The organism is Sphingomonas tagetis, assembly GCF_024211275.1.
GTDB lineage: Bacteria > Pseudomonadota > Alphaproteobacteria > Sphingomonadales > Sphingomonadaceae > Sphingomonas > Sphingomonas tagetis.
The window spans coordinates 62,079-78,792 of sequence record NZ_JAMLDX010000010.1 but is presented as its reverse complement, the minus strand read 5'-3'; the positions used below and the strand labels follow the sequence as shown (position 1 = coordinate 78,792).

Here is a 16,714-nt window from a genome sequence, read left to right as displayed (position 1 = left end):
TGCGTGTTGTCGTCGGAAACGCGTCAGCCTCGATGGTGCGTGCGGGTGACGCCGTTCGATTGGAACCGGATCATTGAGTAGCCCGCCCGTCCGGCATCTTGTGCCGTTCTTCAGCCGTTGACCGCGCGCTTGTGATGGATTGCGGCAGCAGGCCGGTCATCCGCCGGCGCCGCGGCGTCGGGCTCGATCAGGACGATCTCGCAAGGCTCGTCCATCGCGACCGGGCAATATTCCACGCCATGCGGCACGACAATGAATTCCCCTTCGTCGACAAGCTCCTCGCGATCGCGAAATTTCATCAGCATGCGCCCCTTGTGGACGAAGAACATGCAATCTTCATGCTTGTGGAACCGCCACATATGCTCGCCAGACAGCTTCGTCAGCTTGATCTGCATGTCATTGATGCGACCAACGGTCGTGGGCGATCCATTCCCCTCGACTTCATCGAACGCGCCGGCGAGATTGCGCTTGTGGAAAGGCGAGAGATGCCGGTTCAACGCCGCCACGTCGCGGATGATCGCGGCGAGCTGGCCGGCCACACTCTTGTCGTCGGCGGGGTACAGTCCGTCGAGCGCGGCGGTGCCGATCGTGAAGCCGGCGGCTCCCGCGTCCTTGACCATGGCGATCCGCTCGGCGGTCGCGATCGAGCCCGCCATGACGACCGGTTTGGCCACCGCTTCGCACACCGCCTTCATCAGTGCCGGCACGTCTCCGGCGAAGCGGTAGGCGAGCAGGTCGAGGCCATCGACGCCGTCGCGCGCCGTCATCGCCATGGCGCTCGCGACGATCTCGTCGATGCTTCCTTCCAGCACGCTTGGGTGACCGACGATGCGCCCCGGGAAGGGATAATATCGGATTCCGCTGCCGGCGACGACCGGCAGCACGTCATCGACGCGCGTGCCGCCGAGCAGGATATCGACCCCGATCTTCACCGCCGCGCGCGCCGAGGCGACCTCGCTTTCCGGATCGAGCGAGACGACTTCGAGATAGGAGGTCGCGCCGCCCGCCTTGATCGTCCGGTTGAGCGCCTTCAGCTGATCGATCGGCAAGCCGATATCCTTGAAGCCGACATGACGAACGCCCAGGCGCAGCGCCGTATCGAGATGAACGGCGGCCTCCTCGACCGTGCGGTCGTTGCGCGTGAGCATGAAGATGAAGCGAAGGCCCATTAGACGATACTCTCGGGTTCGTTGATCCCGGTCGCCGCGGCGACGAGCCGGTGCGCATAAGCGAGCGCGGTTTGCAGGCTGGCGTGATCGGCGATACCCTGGCCGGCAATGTCGAATGCGGTGCCATGATCGGGGCTGGTGCGGACGAAGGGCAGGCCCAGCGTGATGTTCACGCCCTTTTCCAGGCCCAGATACTTGACCGGGATCAGTCCCTGGTCGTGATATTGCGCGACGACCACGTCGAACCGGCCCTGTCGCGCCTGCATATAGACGGTGTCGCCCGGCCAAGGTCCGCTGGCGTCGATGCCCTCGGCCCGTGCGGCTTCGATCGCGGGACGAATGATGTGGATCTCCTCGTCGCCGAACAGGCCGCCCTCACCGGCATGCGGATTGAGGCCCGCGACCGCCACGCGCGGCGCGGCGATACCCAGCGCCTTGCCGCCTTCATGCGCCAGCCGCACCGCGGACATCTGCGCGTCGAAATCGGCCTGCTCGATCGCATTGCGCAGCGAGGTGTGAATGGTGACAAGCACCGTGCGGATCTCGTCATTGGCCAGCATCATCGCCACGCGCTTCGCACCGCCATAATGGCCGAGGATCTCGGTATGGCCGGGATAGCCGATGCCGGCCATGCCCATCGCTTCCTTGTTGATCGGCGCGGTGACGATGCCGCTGACCGCGCCGGCCTTGGCCGCCGCGATGGCGGCCACGACGGTGTCGAACGACGCCTGGCCCGCCGCCGCGTTGGCGACCCCGACCGGTGGCAATTCGGTAAGCCGGGTCGCCTCGATCACCTCGATCGAGCCGCGCTCGAACCACGCGTCCTGCGGCCGGTCGATCCGGCGCACCGTGAGGCTGCGGTCGAGCCGGCGGGCCGCGTCCGACATCACCGCATGGCTGCCGAAAACCACGGCGCGTTCATCGCCCGCCGCCAAGGTCTTGACCACTATCTCCGGACCGATGCCGGACGCATCACCCATCGTGATGGCAAGGGGCGCGATATTCTTCACCAAACCGCCTGTCCTGATGCCGGGGTGATCTGGCGCAATTGCGCGACCGCACGGCACAGCGTGTCATCGTCACCAAAGCCGCCGGCCTTCATGGCGATAAGGAGATCGCTATCTTCCAACAGCTTTGCGCGTCCGAGCGGAAAACCCGGTTCGAGTTCGCGCAGCACTTCGAATGTGCGGACATTCAGTCCGTCCAGAATCGCCTCCATGGTGTCGCCGCCGGTGGCGATCACTGTGCTGAAGCGCGATCCGCGCAGCCACTCGACCGCGTCCTGGGCGATGCGGCGCAACACCGCTGCCGGCTCGTCCCCGCGCTCGGCCGGCGCGCGCAACAACGTGACCCCTGCGCCCGCGACCACGCGATCGGCCTGGCGATGGCTCAGCGGGTTGGCGCTGCCGATCGCAATCAGGATGTCGCCACACGGTGCGATCTCGACCGGTCCCTGGGCCGCGCCGAAAGCGAAACGCTTGGCCAATGCGATCGCCATCCCCGGCGAACCGACCCACAGGATCGTTTCCGGGTCGGGCAGCGCGGCGACTTTCGCGTCGAGTTCAGCCTGAGTCGTGGAGTCGAGCAGGACGATCTCACCGGCCGCGGGCACGAAATCGGTCAACCGCGAATGGCACACCGGATGAATCGGATCGCGGCCATAGCCGCTTTGCGCGACTGGCACGCCATTGACGAACTGCACGCCATCGATCGTCGTCCGCCCCGCATCCGGAAACGCCGGCGCGAAGACCAGCGTCTTGCGACCGCTCGCCGCGAACGCCGCTTCCAGCTCGATCTTCACATGGCCACGCAGCGTGGAATCGCACGTCTTGTAGAGAATATCGCACGCAGCGAGCTGCCCGGTCAGGCGAGTCGCGCGTGCCGCGGCGTCGGCGGCCGAAGCCGAGCGGGATTGACTGTCCACCGCCCGGATGGCGGCGCTTGCGTCGGGCAGCTGGCCACGACCGACCACTGCCGACAGGCCGAGATCGACGAACGGTCCCGCGCCGTCGGCAGCACTGGTCAAGTCGTCGGCAAGGATCCCGATGCGGTAGGGATGGAGGCTGGACATGCGGCGATTATGACCGGTCCCGGCGGCTTAAAAAGCGATACTTCCTGTCCATTTCCGGTGACCGGAGATCACCAATCGACCCAGCGCCCCTTCAACTCGACGGGCAGGCTGTCGTGCCGAATATACGTCCGGATTCGGCGGCCAGCCAATCGCACAGGGCGGCGAGGCCAGCGGAAACCGACATCGCGGCGGGATGGATCAGGCCATAATCGGTCCCATCGTCCTCAAAGCCGAACGGCGCCCGCAGACGCCCGCTCGCGACGTCGCTGGCAGCGATCGCCTGCGGCGCGAGCGCGACGCCAAGTCCGCCCAGCGCCGCCTCCTCCATCAGGAAATGGTGATCCAGCAGGCGGATCGTCCGCGGCCGCGCCGTGTTCCGATGCTGCTCCAGCCAGGCTTCCCAGGCGTTGGGCCGCGTGCGCGAGCCCAGCGCGGTATAATCGCCGGCTTCGAACCGGGCGGCGAGCGACGGCAGCATCACCGGCCCGACTCGCTCGGGCATCAACTTCGTGATGCGCCAATCGGGATCGACTGGGAAATCGAGCCGGCGGATCGCCAGCGTCACTCGGTCGCGCGCGAAGTCGAGCGCGCCGCCGCCGGTCGACAGATGCACCTCGACCCCGGGATGACGATCCTGAAAATCGGATAGGCGCGGGATCAGCCAGCGCATCGCCAGCGAACGCTCGCACGACAGGATGATCGGCGCCGGCGCGCCGTCCGATCGGATCTTGGCCAATGTCTCGGTGATCAGGCCGAACGCCGTCCCGGTCGCCGCCGCGAGTTTCTCGCCATCGGCAGTCACCCGCACGCCGCGCCCATTCGCCTCGAGCAAGCGCACGCCGAGATCGGTGGATAATTTCGCCACGCGGCGGCTGACGGCGCCATGCGTCAGCACGAGTTCGGCGGCCGCGGCGCGAACCGAACCCAGCCGCGCCACCGACTCGAACGCGCGCAGATCGTCGAGATACGGGATGTCCGATCGCTTCATTGGTGATTTCATATCACCTGCGCGCGTTCGATCCCATAGCCGCGTCGACCGACCCTGTGGCGGTGTCAGATCGCGGCGATCTGAAGCTTCGATCCGTTGACCAGCCGTGAGAGCCGGAATGGTTCAGGATCGACGCAGGGCGTATCGTCGACGAGCAGTTGCGAGGCGAGATAGCCGATGCCCGGCCCCAGGCCGAAGCCATGCCCCGAACAGCCGGCCGCCAGCACGAGACCGCTGACCTGATCTACCTTCGAGATCACGGGAACCGCGTCCGGCGTGCAATCCACCAGTCCGCCCCACGCGCTATCGATCTTGATGTCGCCGAGTTGCGGATAGGTGGCGCGGATATTCGCCACAATCTCCCGCTCCAGCCACGCCATCGGCTCGGGATCGAGCACGCGATTCTGTTCGAAGATGCGGTCGTTGTTGGTCATCATCGCCGGGACCGATTCCGGCCCGGAGAAGAGCGAGCGACCGACACCCAACCGCACATTCTTCAGGCGCTTGGCGAATTGGGGCGCGAACTCGCGGAAATAGCGAATGCCCTGCGCGGTGACCTCGATGTTCGCCTTGCCGCTGATGGCCAGCGTGTAACTGCCGTCGAGCCGCCGGGTCATCGAGAAATCCGAGGTGTAGAGCGCTTCACCGAGATTTTGCATCGGCTTGGTGCGAAGCGCGGTCTGCCTGACTCCCGCCTGCGGAAAGCTGATCCCGTGCGGGCGCAGGAAACGCGACGCCCAGACGCCGGTCGCGCACAGCACCGCGTTTGCCTTGATGTAACCCTGTTCGGTATGCACGCCCACGACGCGGCCATTCGCCAGATCGAGCCCGCGCGCGGCGCACTGCTGGTGGATCGTCGCGCCATGCGCCCGCGCACCGGCCGCGAGCGCAGGCGCGGCGAGTGCCGGCTCAGCCTTGCCGTCATCCGGGACGTACAGGCCGCCAATCCATTCGCGCTTGTTTTCCGGGATCAGCGCTGCCGCTTCCGATCTGCTGAGGATGCGGCTCTTGACGTCGAATTCGTCGCCGATCGCACGCCAGCTGTCCCATTGCGCCAGGGTCGATTGGAGATGCGTGGCAAAGGTCAAACCGCACCGCCGGAAGCCCAGGTCCCGTCCGATCTCGGGCGCGAACGTGTCCCATAATTGCATCGAGATGATCGACAGCGGCAATTCACGCGAATCGCGGTTCTGCCGGCGGCACCAGCCCCAGTTGCGGCTGGATTGCTCACAACCGACATGCCCCTTTTCGATAAGCGCGACCGAAAATCCGCGTTTGGCCAGTAGATAGGCGGCGGCGCTTCCGATGATACCGCCACCGATGACGACGATGTCCGCGGCGGACGGCGGCCGCTCGTCACTCGGAATGCGCTCGACGACTGGAGACATTTGGTGGCGTGCCCCTGACCGGATGAAGAACGAAAACGTGCCGCAGTTTATCGCACTTTCGGTGCGACAGAATAAGCCGAAGATGTTCGCTGAATCAGGGAGGATCGAGCGTCGCGCATGGGATTTTGGCAAGTTAAGCCAGCGGTCCTATTCAAAAGGCTGATCCACCGCATCGGCCCGAACCGCCGACCCCTCGCCGAACAGCTGGTCGAGCGGCAGTTCGTGCTTCACGAATGGCACCCGCAGGACAATGTAGCTCGAGAATTTCTCGATCCCCAGATCGGCCTGAAGCAAGGCATCCATGATCCCCTGAAAGTGCGAGACGCTGCGCGTGACGATGCGCAGTAGGAAGTCGTAACCGCCGCTCACATTATAGCATTCCATGATCTCGGGCACCGCTTCGGCGGCTTCTTCGAAACGGCGCAGATGGTGACGGCGATGCCCGCTGATCGTGACCTCGCTGAACACGATGAGATAATCACCGAGTTGCGCGAGCGCGACGTGCGCGCCGAACCCCTGGATGACCCCGATCTGTTGCAAGCGCTTGACCCGCGTCAGGCAGGGACTTGCGCTCAGACCGACCATCTCCGCGAGTTCGACGTTGGAGCACCGTCCCAACCGTTGCAGATGGTCGAGGATCTTGAAGTCCATCTGGTCCAGTTCGAACCGCGCACGCACGTTAGTCGGACTCCCGCTCAGCCGCCTGCCATCGCTTCGCTCAAGGACTCGTCCAGTCCCCGCACGACCATATCGACCTGCTCGCCGTTCAGCACCAGCGGAGGCCGGATCTTGAGCACATTATGCCCCTTGGCGCAGGCGCTGATCAAGATGCCCTTGTCGCTCAGCAGATTGACGATCCGGCTGGTCAGCGCGCGATCGGGTGCTCGCGTCGCGGGGTCCGACACGATCTCGACGCCGACGAACATGCCGATTCCACGGACGTCGCCGATCGCGTCGTGACGCCGGCCAAGCGCCGCGATCCCGTCGCGCAGCGCCTTGCCCGTCGTCGCGGCGTGCGCGATCAGTCCCTCAGCCTCGATCGCATCGAGCACCGCTACCGCCGCCGCGCAGGAGACGGTATTGCCCGCGAAGGTATTGAAATAGCGGGAATCCCGGCCGAATTGCGCAACCGCGTCCTGCGTCACGAGCAGGCCGGCGATCGGCTGGCCATTGCCCATCGGCTTGCCCATCGTCACGATGTCGGGCGCCACGCCGTGCCGCTGGAAGCCCCACATATGCTTGCCGGTCCGCCCAAAGCCCGGCTGCACCTCGTCGGCGATGAACAGACCCCCCGCGTCTCTGATCGCCGCCACCGCGCCCTTCAGGAACCCCGCCGGATCGGGCAGGATGCCGTCGCTGGTGAAGACCGAATCGACGATCAGCATCGCCGGCTTGATGCCGTGGCGCTTGAGATCGGCGATCGCCGCCTCGACATCGCGCGTGAAGCGATCCGCCAGGTCCGCCCCCTCGGCATGATAGGCGCTGGGTGCCGGCACAAGCCGGACATGCGCTCCCAGATCCACGCTGACGCCGAGCGACGGCGAAAACTGCGACACGGCGTCGGTGAAGCCGTGATAGGCGGTTTCGGTGACGATGATGCCGGTGCCGCCGGTGCGCACCTTCGCGATGCGATAGGCTAGGTCGTTGGCCTCGCTGCCGGTGCAGGTCAGCATCAGGTGCGCCAGATCGGTTCCCGGCACGGTCGCCAGCAGCCGCTCGGCAAGTTCCAGGATCGTGTCGTGAAGATAGCGTGTGTTGGTCGCGAGCGTCGCCACTTGCCGCGTGATCGCCTCGACCACGCGCGGATGGCAATGACCGAGCGACGTGACGTTATTGTAGGTATCGAGGAAGCGGCGGCCGTCGCTGGCGATCAGCCAGGCGCCCTCCCCCTTCACGATGTGCAGCGGCCGCTCGTACATCAGCCGATAGGCCGGGCCGAGCAGCCGGTCGCGCCGCGCGATCGTCGCCGCCGTCTCCGCGCCGACATCGGCTTGCCCCGGGATATAAGCATTGACCATGTTGAGATCGATCGTGCTCGTCATCTGTCGTCTCCGCTGCGCACATGCGCGAGCAGCCGGTCGCGCGCGCTTTGTGGGGAAATGTCGGCCATCAGCTGCAATCCGTCCCAGGCTTCCGGATTGTGCCGCATGATGTAGGCATAGTTCTCGGGATAGCGCCGCGAGCGCCATTCCGAGATCAGGACGGTGATCAGGTGGCGCGTCGCCATCAGGTCGGCGATGATCGCCTGTTCTTCGGCGAGCAGCGGGAGAACGCGATGATAGGCGCCGACGAATTCGGCCGCCGCGCCCAGCGGATCGGCGGCCTGAGTCATCTGATACGCCGCCGCCGTGGCAACCTCGCCCACCAGCGGCGCATGGACCAGGTCACCGAAATCGATGACGCCGGTCACGCGATCGGGATCGTTCGCAGCGACCAGGATGTTGTAGAGGTGGAAGTCGTTGTGGATCACCTGCGCGCGAAGCTGCGCGAGGCGCGGCGCCGTCTCGGCGACGAACCGGCTCATGAAATGTCGGACCAGCGATCTCCGCGGCTCGTCCACGATGTTGTCGATCAGATGCGCCAGACGATCGGCCCGCGACACGTTCCACAGCAAGTCGTGCGACGCCGCCGGATGCGCGAAATCGCGCAGTGCAAGGTCAAGCGCGGCCAGCGCGGCGCCAAACTGCGCGCGTTGCGCCGCGCTGCGCCCCGTGCCCTTGGCCGGCACGCCCTCCAGATAGGTGAGGAGCCGGATGATGCAGCGCCGGCCATCCGCCAGCGTCGTCTCGTCGCGAAGCGTGCCCGCCGATGAGCGCAAGACGCGTGGCACGGGCCGGGCTGGATCGCGGTCGGCGATATGCTGGAGGCAGGCGGTCTGAAGATCGGCCACCTCAGCCTCCTCGGACGGATTGCTGACCTTGAACAGATAGCTGCGGCCATCGTCGGCGACCAACCGGAAGTTCAGGTCACGTTCGCCAGTCAGCAATTTAGCCGTGCCGTGAACGCCATAGTGGCGCGCCGCGAGCGCCGCCGCCGCCTCCAGCGACAGCTCGGGCACGCTGGTAGAGAGTTGCGAGCCGCTCGGAGGCGCTTCGCTGGAGATGGCGGGCATGTCGGATCTCGCGGATGAAGGTCGCGGGAAGCGGGCTTACAAGCCCAGCAACGCGGGCAGCTGCCGGACATCCGTCAAGCGGCTGACGCCATATTCGGTCGAGCTTGGCTCGTGCCCGCGGTCGATGAACGCCTTCGCCATATAGCCGAGGTCGGACGCGGTCATATGGTCGTAGCGAAAGCTGGACGACACATGCATCATACGATCCGCCGTCGTGCCGAGCTGGCCGAACATATATTCGAACGCCTGCATGCGCGGTTTGTAGGCCTGCGCCTCCTCCGCGGTGTAGACCGCATGGAACGGCGCTTTGAGGTGCGCGACGCTGGCCGGGATCAGATCGACCATCGAGTTCGACAGGATCACCAGCGGATAATGCGGCGCAATCGCCTCGAGCACTTCGACCACATTGGGATGCGGCTGCCAGGTCGGCACGGCGGCGTAGAGCGCCTGCGCATCACTGTCGCGATACTCCACGCCATGCGCTTCGCACGTGCGCCGGATCGAGTTGGCCACCACATCGAAAAAGGGTTTGAACGCGCCGAGGACTTCGTCGAGGCGATAGGCTTTGAAGCTCGCCAGGAACGGCCCCATTCGTTGCGCATCGACACGATCCGCGAACAGTTTTTCCGCCGTCGGCCCCATCTCGAAATTGATGAGCGTGCCGTAACAGTCGAAGCTGATGAAGTCGGGCCGAAAGGTCATGGGCTCTCTCACTGCTGTGCAAACTAGCGATTTTTTATGGGAAGAACAGCGTGGCGAAATGCCGTAATGGGGCCTGAACGGGGTAGATATGGTTTCTCGCAACCCCCGCGACAGCAGAGCCCGCCACCCCTGCTTCGGTGTCGCCAGACACGGTGGACAAGCGCGGCGGCGTGTGCGCGATGCGCGAATCAGAATTCCGAAACGTCGATCTTTTCGCCGCCGGAAAAGCGCGAGAGGCGGTACGGGCGCGGATCGACGATCGGCTCATGCCCCGTCGCGATATCGGCGACGAGATGCCCGGCGCCCGGCCCGATGCCGAAGCCGTGTCCGCTGAACCCGGCGGCCAGGATCAGGCCGGGCACTTCGGCAATCTCGCTTATCACCGGCACGCCGTCCGGCGTGCTGTCGACGAATCCCGCCCAGCTCGCGACCATCGGCACGCTCGCCAGCGCCGGGATCAACTTGCCCGCGCGGTCCAGCGTCAGGCGAACCGTCTTGGGATCGGCGACCGGATCGAGGATGCGCATCGCCTCCATCGGCGTGGGCCGGTCGAGCCGCCACTTCGACAGCGTCTCATGCCCGGCGCGAAGCGCGTGCAGGCCGCCCGGCGACGTCTTCTTCCAGCGCTTGCGGAACATCGGGATGAATTCGCGATTGAAACGCACGAACTGCGGGGTTGGATCGACCTTGGCGCGGCCGCTGATCGCCAGCGTGTGTGCGCCCTCGCCGCGCCGCGTGATCGACATCGAATCGCTGTAGAAGGCGTCGGGCAGCGTCAGCGGGCCGGTGCCCATGGCCAGGATCGTCTGGCGCACGGTGGCCTGCGGAAAGCGGATGCCGAGCTGGTTGAAGAAGGAGGACGCCCATGCGCCACCGGCATGGATCACCTGTCGCGTACGGATCGTCCCGCGCTCGGTGATCACCGCGCTCACCGCGCCGCCGCTGGTCTCGATGCCGCGCGCCGCGCATGCCTGATGCACGGTGCCGCCCAGCGCCATCAGCGCCCTGGCCACGGCCGGCACCGCGCGGCCGGGATCGGCGATGCCGTCATCGCTCGAATGCACGCCGCCGCGCCAGCGCTGGCCTGTAAAGGCGGCGTGCTCGGTCGCTTCTTCGCTCGTCAGCATGCGCGTTCTGACGCCGATCGACCGGGCATATTCGCCCCAGCGCGCCCATGGTTCCAGTTCCTCGTCCAGATTGCTGACATAGAACAGGCCACAGCGACGAAAGCCGGTATTCTCGCTACTCTCCTCTCCGAACGCCTGCCACAGATCGAGCGCCTTGGTCGCCAGCTGCAATTCGCGCTCGTCGCGATTCTGCTGGCGGCACCAGCCCCAGTTGCGGCTCGACTGCTCGCCGGCGATCACGCCCTTCTCGACCAGCGCGACCTTCAGCCCGCGCTTGGCCATGTAATAGGCGGTGAAGGTTCCGATGATGCCGCCACCAATGATGACGGCATCGGCCTCCTTTGGCAGCGTCGGCGTGGAGGCGATGAAGCGCAGCGGGGCGGGCATGGTCAGATCTCCAGTGGCGGGGGTCAGGCGAAACCGAGGATCGCCTTGACCTCCAGATATTCCTCGAAGCCAAAGGCCCCATATTCGCGCCCGTTGCCCGAGCGTTTGTAGCCGCCGAACGGCGCGTGCGGGTCCCAGGCCGGGTTGTTGAGATGGACCTGGCCGGTACGGATGCGCCGCGCCACGTCGCGCGCTCGATCCAGATCGGCGCCATGGACGTGGCCACCCAGCCCAAAGATCGTATCATTGGCAATATCGACAGCTTCGTCGACATCGTCATAGGCAATGATCACCAGCACCGGCCCGAAGATTTCCTCCTGCGCGATGCGCGAGCCGGTTGCGACGTCGGAGAAAACGGTCGGGCGAGTGAAGAAGCCGCGCTCCAGTCCGGCCGGCTGGCCCAGGCCCCCGCAGACGAGCGTCGCTCCGTCCTCGATGCCGGCGGCGATCATCGCCTGCACCCGCTGGAACTGGGGCTGGTTGGCGATCGGGCCCAGCACGGTGGCGTCGTCGCCCGGATCGCCGATGACGATCGCCGCCACGGTGGCCTGGGCGATTTCCTCCACCTCGGCCAGGCGATCGCGCGGCACGATCAGGCGCGTCGGGGCGCTGCATGACTGGCCGACATTGCGGAACGCGGACATCACCGCGAGCGGTACGACCCGCGCGAGATCGGCATCGGGCAGGAGGACATTGGGCGATTTCCCGCCCAGCTCCTGCGTGACGCGCTTGACGGTCGGCGCCGCCGCCTGCGCGACCAGCACGCCGGCCCGGTTCGACCCGGTGATCGAGATCATGTCGATATCGGGGTGCGCGGCCAGCGCCGTGCCCACCTCCGGACCGGTGCCGTTCACCAGGTTGAACACACCCGCCGGCGCGCCGGCATCCTCGACGATCTGGGCGAACATCAGCGCGCTCAGCGGCGACAATTCGCTCGGCTTGAGGATGACCGTGCAGCCCGCCGCGAGCGCGGGCGCCACCTTGGCCGTGATCTGATAGAGCGGCCAGTTCCACGGCGTGATGAGCGCGCAGACGCCGATCGGCTCGCGCACGATCGCGGTCGTCCCGCGCATCGTCAGGAAGTCATAGTCGCGCAACACATCGATCGCGGCCTGAACATGCGCCGCCGCGAGTGGCACATGGGCGGCGCGCGCATGGGTGATCGTCGCGCCCATCTCCAGCGTCAGGGTCCGCGCGAGCGGTTCGGCACGTTCGAGGATCAGAGCATGGATCCGCTCGAGCAGGGCGACGCGGTCGGCAACTCGCGACGAGGCGAATGCCGGGAAAGCCGCGCGCGCGGCCGCGGCCGCGCGGTCGACATCGGCAGCGGTTCCCGCGACAATCTCGGCCACGGGCGCGCCGGTCGCGGGATCGGTCACCGGCAGCGTCTCGCTGCCCGAAACCGGCGTCCATTCGCCGCCGATATACGCATCGGCGCGGTGCGCCGCGGCCCAGCGGATCGTCTCGGCAATATCGCTCGTCATGTCACAACATCCTGATAGCGGTCAGACGCGCCAACATCGCTCTCACCATCCGCGCATGCGCGTCCACCGCGCGGTGACCTCGCGCTTTCCGGTCTCGACCACGGCGTAGGAGTCGTGCTGCGCGCCCGTCGCACAGGCATGGTTGGGCAGGATGCGCACGCGCGTGCCGAGCGGCAGATCAGGCAGCACCGCCCCGCTGCCTGGCCGCAGCTTGAGGATGCCATGCTCCTGGCTCGCATCCTCGACGATCAGATCGGCGAACGGCTTGCCGTCGATGTCGCACACCAGCCCATAGCCCTGATCGACCGGATGCTTCTGCGTGCCGCGGTCCCGCGACATCGCCATCCAGCCCGCGTCGGTCAGGATCCAGCCCTTTTCCGGCCGGTGCCCGATCACCGTGGCGATCACCGACAGGGCGATGTCGTCGACCTCGCACACGCCGATGCCGTGCATCACGAGGTCGAAGAACATGAACACGCCGGCGCGCACCTCCGTCACGCCGTCCAGATTCTTCGCGAAGTGCGCCGTAGGCGTCGATCCCACGCTCACCACCGGCGAGGCATGGCCTGCCGCACGTAGCGCTTCAGCAGCGTTCACGGCCGCGGCGCGCTCCTGCTCGGCCGCTTCGGGCAGGCCCGCACCGCCGCGCGCGCCATAGGACTCGCCGGCGTGAGTCAAGACGCCCCGCAGCAGGACCCCACCATCGCGCAGCCTCTCGGCAATGGCGACCAGCGCCGGATCGTCCGGCAGCACGCCGCCGCGATGACCGTCACAGTCGATCTCGATCAGCACACCGGGCATCGCCCCGCCGTCGCGCGCGGCCTCGACCAGGGCCCGCGCCTGGTCGACCGAGTCGATCAGCACCGAGAGATCCACGCCGGCCGCGACCAGTTCGCGCGTACGGTCGATCTTGTCGGGCGACAGGCCGACCGCATAGGTGATGTCGGTAAAGCCCGCGCTCGCGAAATAGTCGGCCTCGGCCAGCGTCGACACGGTGATCGGGCCCACGCCGTCCGCGAACAGCCGCCGCGCCACGTCGATCGACTTGCCACTCTTCACATGCGGGCGGAAGGCGACGCCAAGTGCGTCGAGGCGGCTGCGAAGCCGCGCGACGTTACGGTCGAGCTTGGCGATGTCGAGCACCAGCGCGGGAGTCTCAACGGTGTCGAGGCTCTCCACGGTGTCGGTCTCGGTCGGATGAAGCAGGGCCTGGGTCATGTGAAGTTCCTTTGCGGGGCCGGCTGGCGGTTCATCCCAGCGACTGATTGGACAGTGCGAACAGCGTCACGCCCGGGTCGGCTTGCGGGGGCGCACCAAGCGACATGGCGACGGCACGATCGGTTTGCGGCAAGCCGATCGTGTCCAGCCAGGGTCCGAGCCCGCCGGACTCCATGACGTCGATGCGGACAAACGCCCCGACATGCCGCGCGGCGAGCGCAGCGATCAGCGCCTTGGCATCACGCTCCGACGAGGCCGCCACCGGGCCGATCACGAAACCGCGTCCCCAGCGCCGCACACAACCATAGCCCGTAATGCGCCCCTCGCGCTCGACCACCAGCACGTCCGCGATGCGGAACACGGCGTCCAGCAGGCCGCCGCGGTCCATCCCGGACGCCGCCCGGTCGAGCGCTTCCAGCGCGGCGCGGTCGCTTGCCTGCGCGGCCCGCAGCGGCACGTCGGGATCGAGCGCGGGCGCGACCGCAAGCACGGCCTGGCGTTGTTGCACCACGTCATGCGGCGAGAATCCCAGCCGGCGATAGAGCGTATCGCCTTCGACCGTCGAATTGAGGATGATCGTGCGGCCGGCCGCGTCGGCAAGAAGCGCGTCCATCAACCGCGCGCCGATCCCCTGGCGCTGGGCGTCCGGCGCGACGATGATCATGCCGGCCGAGCCATGGTGGTCACCATAGGGCCACCACAGAGCGGTCCCGGCAAGGCGCCCGTCAACCTCGATCGCGAAGCCGCGCCCGAGCGCGAAGGCGAAGGCCCAGTCCTCGAACCGATAGGGCCAATTGAGCGCCTGCGACAAGGCCAGGGCCTGGGACAGGTGGCGCTCTTCCAGCCGCACCGCGTCACCCTGGGCTAATAAGGCGGTACCAGGTGCGGTTTCGGCCATGAAGATCGATCCCTCTGAGTTCGGGCATGACGCCGCGATGACCATGTCCTTTAAGCCGGTTTTGTCTGGCAACACCTTCCGAAAGTCATTGCGATGCGACTTGCTCCTACGGCGCGAGGCGTCGCTCGCGGCAGATCGTGCCGCCACTCACCCCCCGCATCCCACGCGCCAGGGCCGGGGTCACAACCCGACCAGCCCCGGCAGTCCGCCGAGATCGCGGATCTCGTTCACTTCGTAATAGCTGTTCAGCGGCTCATGCCCGCGATTGACAAAGGCCTTCATCTTGATGCCCAGGTCATAGGCGGTCATCAGGTCGTAACGGAAGCTGGACGAGCAGTGCAGCACGTCCTCGGGCCCGCAGCCCAGTGTATCGAACATGAATTCGAATGCCTGCATGCGCGGCTTGTAGGCCTGCGCCTCTTGCGCTGTGCAGACCGTGTGGAACGGCGCCTGCAGATTGGCGACGCTATAGGGGATCAGGTCGACCATCGAATTGGACAGGATCACCAGCGGAATCTCGCCCGCGATCCGCTTGAGCGGCTCGACGACATCGGGATGCGGCTGCCAGGTGGGGATGGCGTTGTAATGAGCCTCGCCGTCCCCGTCGCGATATTCGATGCCGGAGCGCTTGCACGCGCGCTGCAGCGCCTCAATCACGACATCGAGATAGGGGCGCCACGGACCCAGCACGCCGTCGAGACGATATGCGGAGAAATAGGAGCAGAAGTGGTCCAGCGCGCCGCCCGACAGCCGGTCGGCATAGACCTGCCGCGCGACCGGAGCCATTTCGAAGTTGATGAGCGTGCCATAGCAATCGAAGGTGATGAACTTGGGCTTGAGAACCGGCATGCGAAATCCCCTCGTCAGACGTTATGAAACCAGGTTAGCGTCACCGCACAGCCGATTTCATCATTCTGACCGCTTCGCTGGCATCGCGACGCCAGCCTCGGCGCGGCGACGGCATGATCTGCTGTCGCCACCCGGCTGGGAGAATTTGGCGGGGATTAGCCCCGGGCTGCGACCAGCCGGCGGGCGATCGTCAGATCCTGCAGCGCGATACCCGAGCTGTCGAACAGGGTGATCTGATCGGGTGAGACCCGGCCGGGCCTTCGCCCCAGCAGGACGTCGCCGATCGCGACAATCGCCGACCGATCGCCGCCAAAATGCTGCAGATCGCCCATCACCACCGCTTGCGATGGCAAGTCACAGAACAGCGCAGCGCGATCGAAGAGCGCGGGTGGAAGTTCCTGCTTGCCCGCCGCATCCGATCCCATGCTGGCGACATGCGTGCCGGGGCGGATCCAGTGTGCATCGAACAGCGGCGCACGCGATGGCGTGGCGGTGACGACGATATCGGCGCGTTCGCAACCCTCGCGAGCATCGACACACCTCGCCGCGAGGCCCTCGGCAGCGAGCGCGTTTGCGAAGGCAGTGCCCTTTGCGGCATCACGCGCCACCACCAACACCTGCTCGATCGGCCGGATCCGCGCGATCGCGACACATTCGAACAGCGCCTGGTTCCCCACGCCGAAGATCGTCAGCACCGAAGCGTCGGGCCGCGCCAGCGCATCGGCCGTCACGGCATCGGCGGCGGCGGTGCGATAGGCGTTCACCTTGCCCCCTTCGATCACCCATTCGACGCGGCCCACGTCTTGATCGAACAACAGGATCGCCGAATTGTGCCGCGGCAGACCCCGCTCGGGGTTGCCGGGCCAGAAGGACCCTACCTTCAGCCCCGTGAAATCCGGGGTCGACGCCGACTTGATCGAGATGCGATTGGTCGGCGAAGAACCATGCGCGATCACCGCGGGAAAGATGACGGCATCACCGGCCGCGGCGATCATCGCTTCGCGCGCGGCTGCGAACGCCATTTCGTGCGATACAAGGGACGCGGACTCTTCTTCGGACATGAAGTTCATGCTGATTTCCCGTTTAGCGTCGGTGTGCGGGCCATCGGATAGCCGTATCGCCCCGGCATGTCGTGGGGATGTCACGGCCGAATCCAGCGATTGATTTGCATGGCCAGTGCCGAATTCGGCAGATAAAGCCATTCCGATGCCCACAAAACGGATGGCGTAGGATCGATGTGCCTCTGCGCCGGACTGACCGGCCAGCAATCGGGGAGCGGCCAAGGCCCATGCGAAGGATGATAATGCCCGGCCAGCTCACG

At 66.2% G+C, this 16,714-nt stretch carries 15 protein-coding genes; all 15 read right to left on the bottom strand.

Features of this window, described 5'->3' with window-relative positions; all coding sequences use genetic code 11:
• Positions 1 to 110: 110 nt before the first annotated feature.
• The 15 genes from M9978_RS13725 to M9978_RS13655 all read right to left on the bottom strand — a co-directional run bounded on the left by M9978_RS13725 (position 111) and on the right by M9978_RS13655 (position 16,661).
• A complete protein-coding gene (locus M9978_RS13725) occupies positions 111 to 1,169 on the bottom strand; it encodes a hypothetical protein (protein WP_254294119.1) in 1,059 nt (352 codons plus the stop codon).
• Positions 1,169 to 2,179, bottom strand: coding sequence for a 4-hydroxythreonine-4-phosphate dehydrogenase PdxA (gene pdxA, locus M9978_RS13720; RefSeq protein WP_367305100.1), 1,011 nt, complete (start codon positions 2,177 to 2,179; stop codon positions 1,169 to 1,171). The genes M9978_RS13725 and pdxA overlap by 1 nt, the downstream gene beginning before the upstream one ends.
• Entirely contained in the window at positions 2,176 to 3,240 is a 1,065-nt protein-coding gene (locus M9978_RS13715) for a four-carbon acid sugar kinase family protein (RefSeq protein WP_254294114.1), read from the bottom strand. The genes pdxA and M9978_RS13715 overlap by 4 nt, the downstream gene beginning before the upstream one ends.
• A gap of 91 nt (positions 3,241 to 3,331) precedes the next feature.
• On the bottom strand, positions 3,332 to 4,228 hold the full coding sequence (locus M9978_RS13710; RefSeq protein ID WP_254294112.1) for a LysR family transcriptional regulator: 897 nt from the start codon (positions 4,226 to 4,228) through the stop codon (positions 3,332 to 3,334).
• Positions 4,229 to 4,293: 65 nt separating this feature from the next.
• Positions 4,294 to 5,616, bottom strand: a complete 1,323-nt coding sequence (locus M9978_RS13705) for an NAD(P)/FAD-dependent oxidoreductase (protein ID WP_254294110.1) — start codon at positions 5,614 to 5,616, stop codon at positions 4,294 to 4,296.
• Between the two features lie 147 nt (positions 5,617 to 5,763).
• Positions 5,764 to 6,294 (bottom strand): Lrp/AsnC family transcriptional regulator, encoded by a 531-nt coding sequence (locus M9978_RS13700; protein WP_254294109.1) that lies wholly within the window; start codon positions 6,292 to 6,294, stop codon positions 5,764 to 5,766.
• Between the two features lie 17 nt (positions 6,295 to 6,311).
• Positions 6,312 to 7,658, bottom strand: coding sequence for an aspartate aminotransferase family protein (locus tag M9978_RS13695; RefSeq protein WP_254294107.1), 1,347 nt, complete (start codon positions 7,656 to 7,658; stop codon positions 6,312 to 6,314).
• Positions 7,655 to 8,728 (bottom strand): phosphotransferase, encoded by a 1,074-nt coding sequence (locus M9978_RS13690; protein ID WP_254294105.1) that lies wholly within the window; start codon positions 8,726 to 8,728, stop codon positions 7,655 to 7,657. Before M9978_RS13690 ends, M9978_RS13695 begins: the two co-directional genes overlap by 4 nt.
• Before the next feature lie 36 nt (positions 8,729 to 8,764).
• Complete coding sequence (locus M9978_RS13685) at positions 8,765 to 9,430, bottom strand: haloacid dehalogenase type II (protein ID WP_254294103.1); 666 nt, start codon at positions 9,428 to 9,430, stop codon at positions 8,765 to 8,767.
• A 188-nt stretch (positions 9,431 to 9,618) separates the two neighbouring features.
• The gene (locus tag M9978_RS13680; RefSeq protein ID WP_254294101.1) at positions 9,619 to 10,944 is read right to left on the bottom strand and encodes an NAD(P)/FAD-dependent oxidoreductase; all 1,326 of its coding nucleotides are present in this window, start codon (positions 10,942 to 10,944) and stop codon (positions 9,619 to 9,621) included.
• Positions 10,945 to 10,967: 23 nt separating this feature from the next.
• The gene (locus tag M9978_RS13675; RefSeq protein WP_254294099.1) at positions 10,968 to 12,428 is read right to left on the bottom strand and encodes an aldehyde dehydrogenase family protein; all 1,461 of its coding nucleotides are present in this window, start codon (positions 12,426 to 12,428) and stop codon (positions 10,968 to 10,970) included.
• A gap of 42 nt (positions 12,429 to 12,470) precedes the next feature.
• Positions 12,471 to 13,646 carry an alanine racemase gene (locus tag M9978_RS13670; protein WP_254294097.1) on the bottom strand — a complete coding sequence of 392 codons (1,176 nt, stop codon included), beginning with the start codon at positions 13,644 to 13,646 and terminating at the stop codon, positions 12,471 to 12,473.
• A 31-nt stretch (positions 13,647 to 13,677) separates the two neighbouring features.
• Positions 13,678 to 14,544 (bottom strand): GNAT family N-acetyltransferase, encoded by an 867-nt coding sequence (locus M9978_RS13665; RefSeq protein ID WP_254294095.1) that lies wholly within the window; start codon positions 14,542 to 14,544, stop codon positions 13,678 to 13,680.
• A 180-nt stretch (positions 14,545 to 14,724) separates the two neighbouring features.
• A complete protein-coding gene (locus M9978_RS13660) occupies positions 14,725 to 15,393 on the bottom strand; it encodes a haloacid dehalogenase type II (RefSeq protein WP_254294093.1) in 669 nt (222 codons plus the stop codon).
• Between the two features lie 155 nt (positions 15,394 to 15,548).
• Entirely contained in the window at positions 15,549 to 16,661 is a 1,113-nt protein-coding gene (locus M9978_RS13655; RefSeq protein WP_254294091.1) for an ornithine cyclodeaminase family protein, read from the bottom strand.
• Positions 16,662 to 16,714 lie beyond the last annotated feature (53 nt).

Bases quoted from the DNA above. Each gene is read 5' to 3' on its own strand.
- M9978_RS13725 (WP_254294119.1), bottom strand. From the start codon at position 1,169: ATGGGCCTTCGCTTCATCTTCATGCTCACGCGCAACGACCGCACGGTC.
- M9978_RS13715 (WP_254294114.1), bottom strand. From the start codon at position 3,240: ATGTCCAGCCTCCATCCCTACCGCATCGGGATCCTTGCCGACGACTTG.
- M9978_RS13710 (WP_254294112.1), bottom strand. From the start codon at position 4,228: ATGAAGCGATCGGACATCCCGTATCTCGACGATCTGCGCGCGTTCGAG.
- M9978_RS13705 (WP_254294110.1), bottom strand. From the start codon at position 5,616: ATGTCTCCAGTCGTCGAGCGCATTCCGAGTGACGAGCGGCCGCCGTCC.
- M9978_RS13695 (WP_254294107.1), bottom strand. From the start codon at position 7,658: ATGACGAGCACGATCGATCTCAACATGGTCAATGCTTATATCCCGGGG.
- M9978_RS13690 (WP_254294105.1), bottom strand. From the start codon at position 8,728: ATGCCCGCCATCTCCAGCGAAGCGCCTCCGAGCGGCTCGCAACTCTCT.
- M9978_RS13685 (WP_254294103.1), bottom strand. From the start codon at position 9,430: ATGACCTTTCGGCCCGACTTCATCAGCTTCGACTGTTACGGCACGCTC.
- M9978_RS13680 (WP_254294101.1), bottom strand. From the start codon at position 10,944: ATGCCCGCCCCGCTGCGCTTCATCGCCTCCACGCCGACGCTGCCAAAG.
- M9978_RS13675 (WP_254294099.1), bottom strand. From the start codon at position 12,428: ATGACGAGCGATATTGCCGAGACGATCCGCTGGGCCGCGGCGCACCGC.
- M9978_RS13670 (WP_254294097.1), bottom strand. From the start codon at position 13,646: ATGACCCAGGCCCTGCTTCATCCGACCGAGACCGACACCGTGGAGAGC.
- M9978_RS13665 (WP_254294095.1), bottom strand. From the start codon at position 14,544: ATGGCCGAAACCGCACCTGGTACCGCCTTATTAGCCCAGGGTGACGCG.
- M9978_RS13660 (WP_254294093.1), bottom strand. From the start codon at position 15,393: ATGCCGGTTCTCAAGCCCAAGTTCATCACCTTCGATTGCTATGGCACG.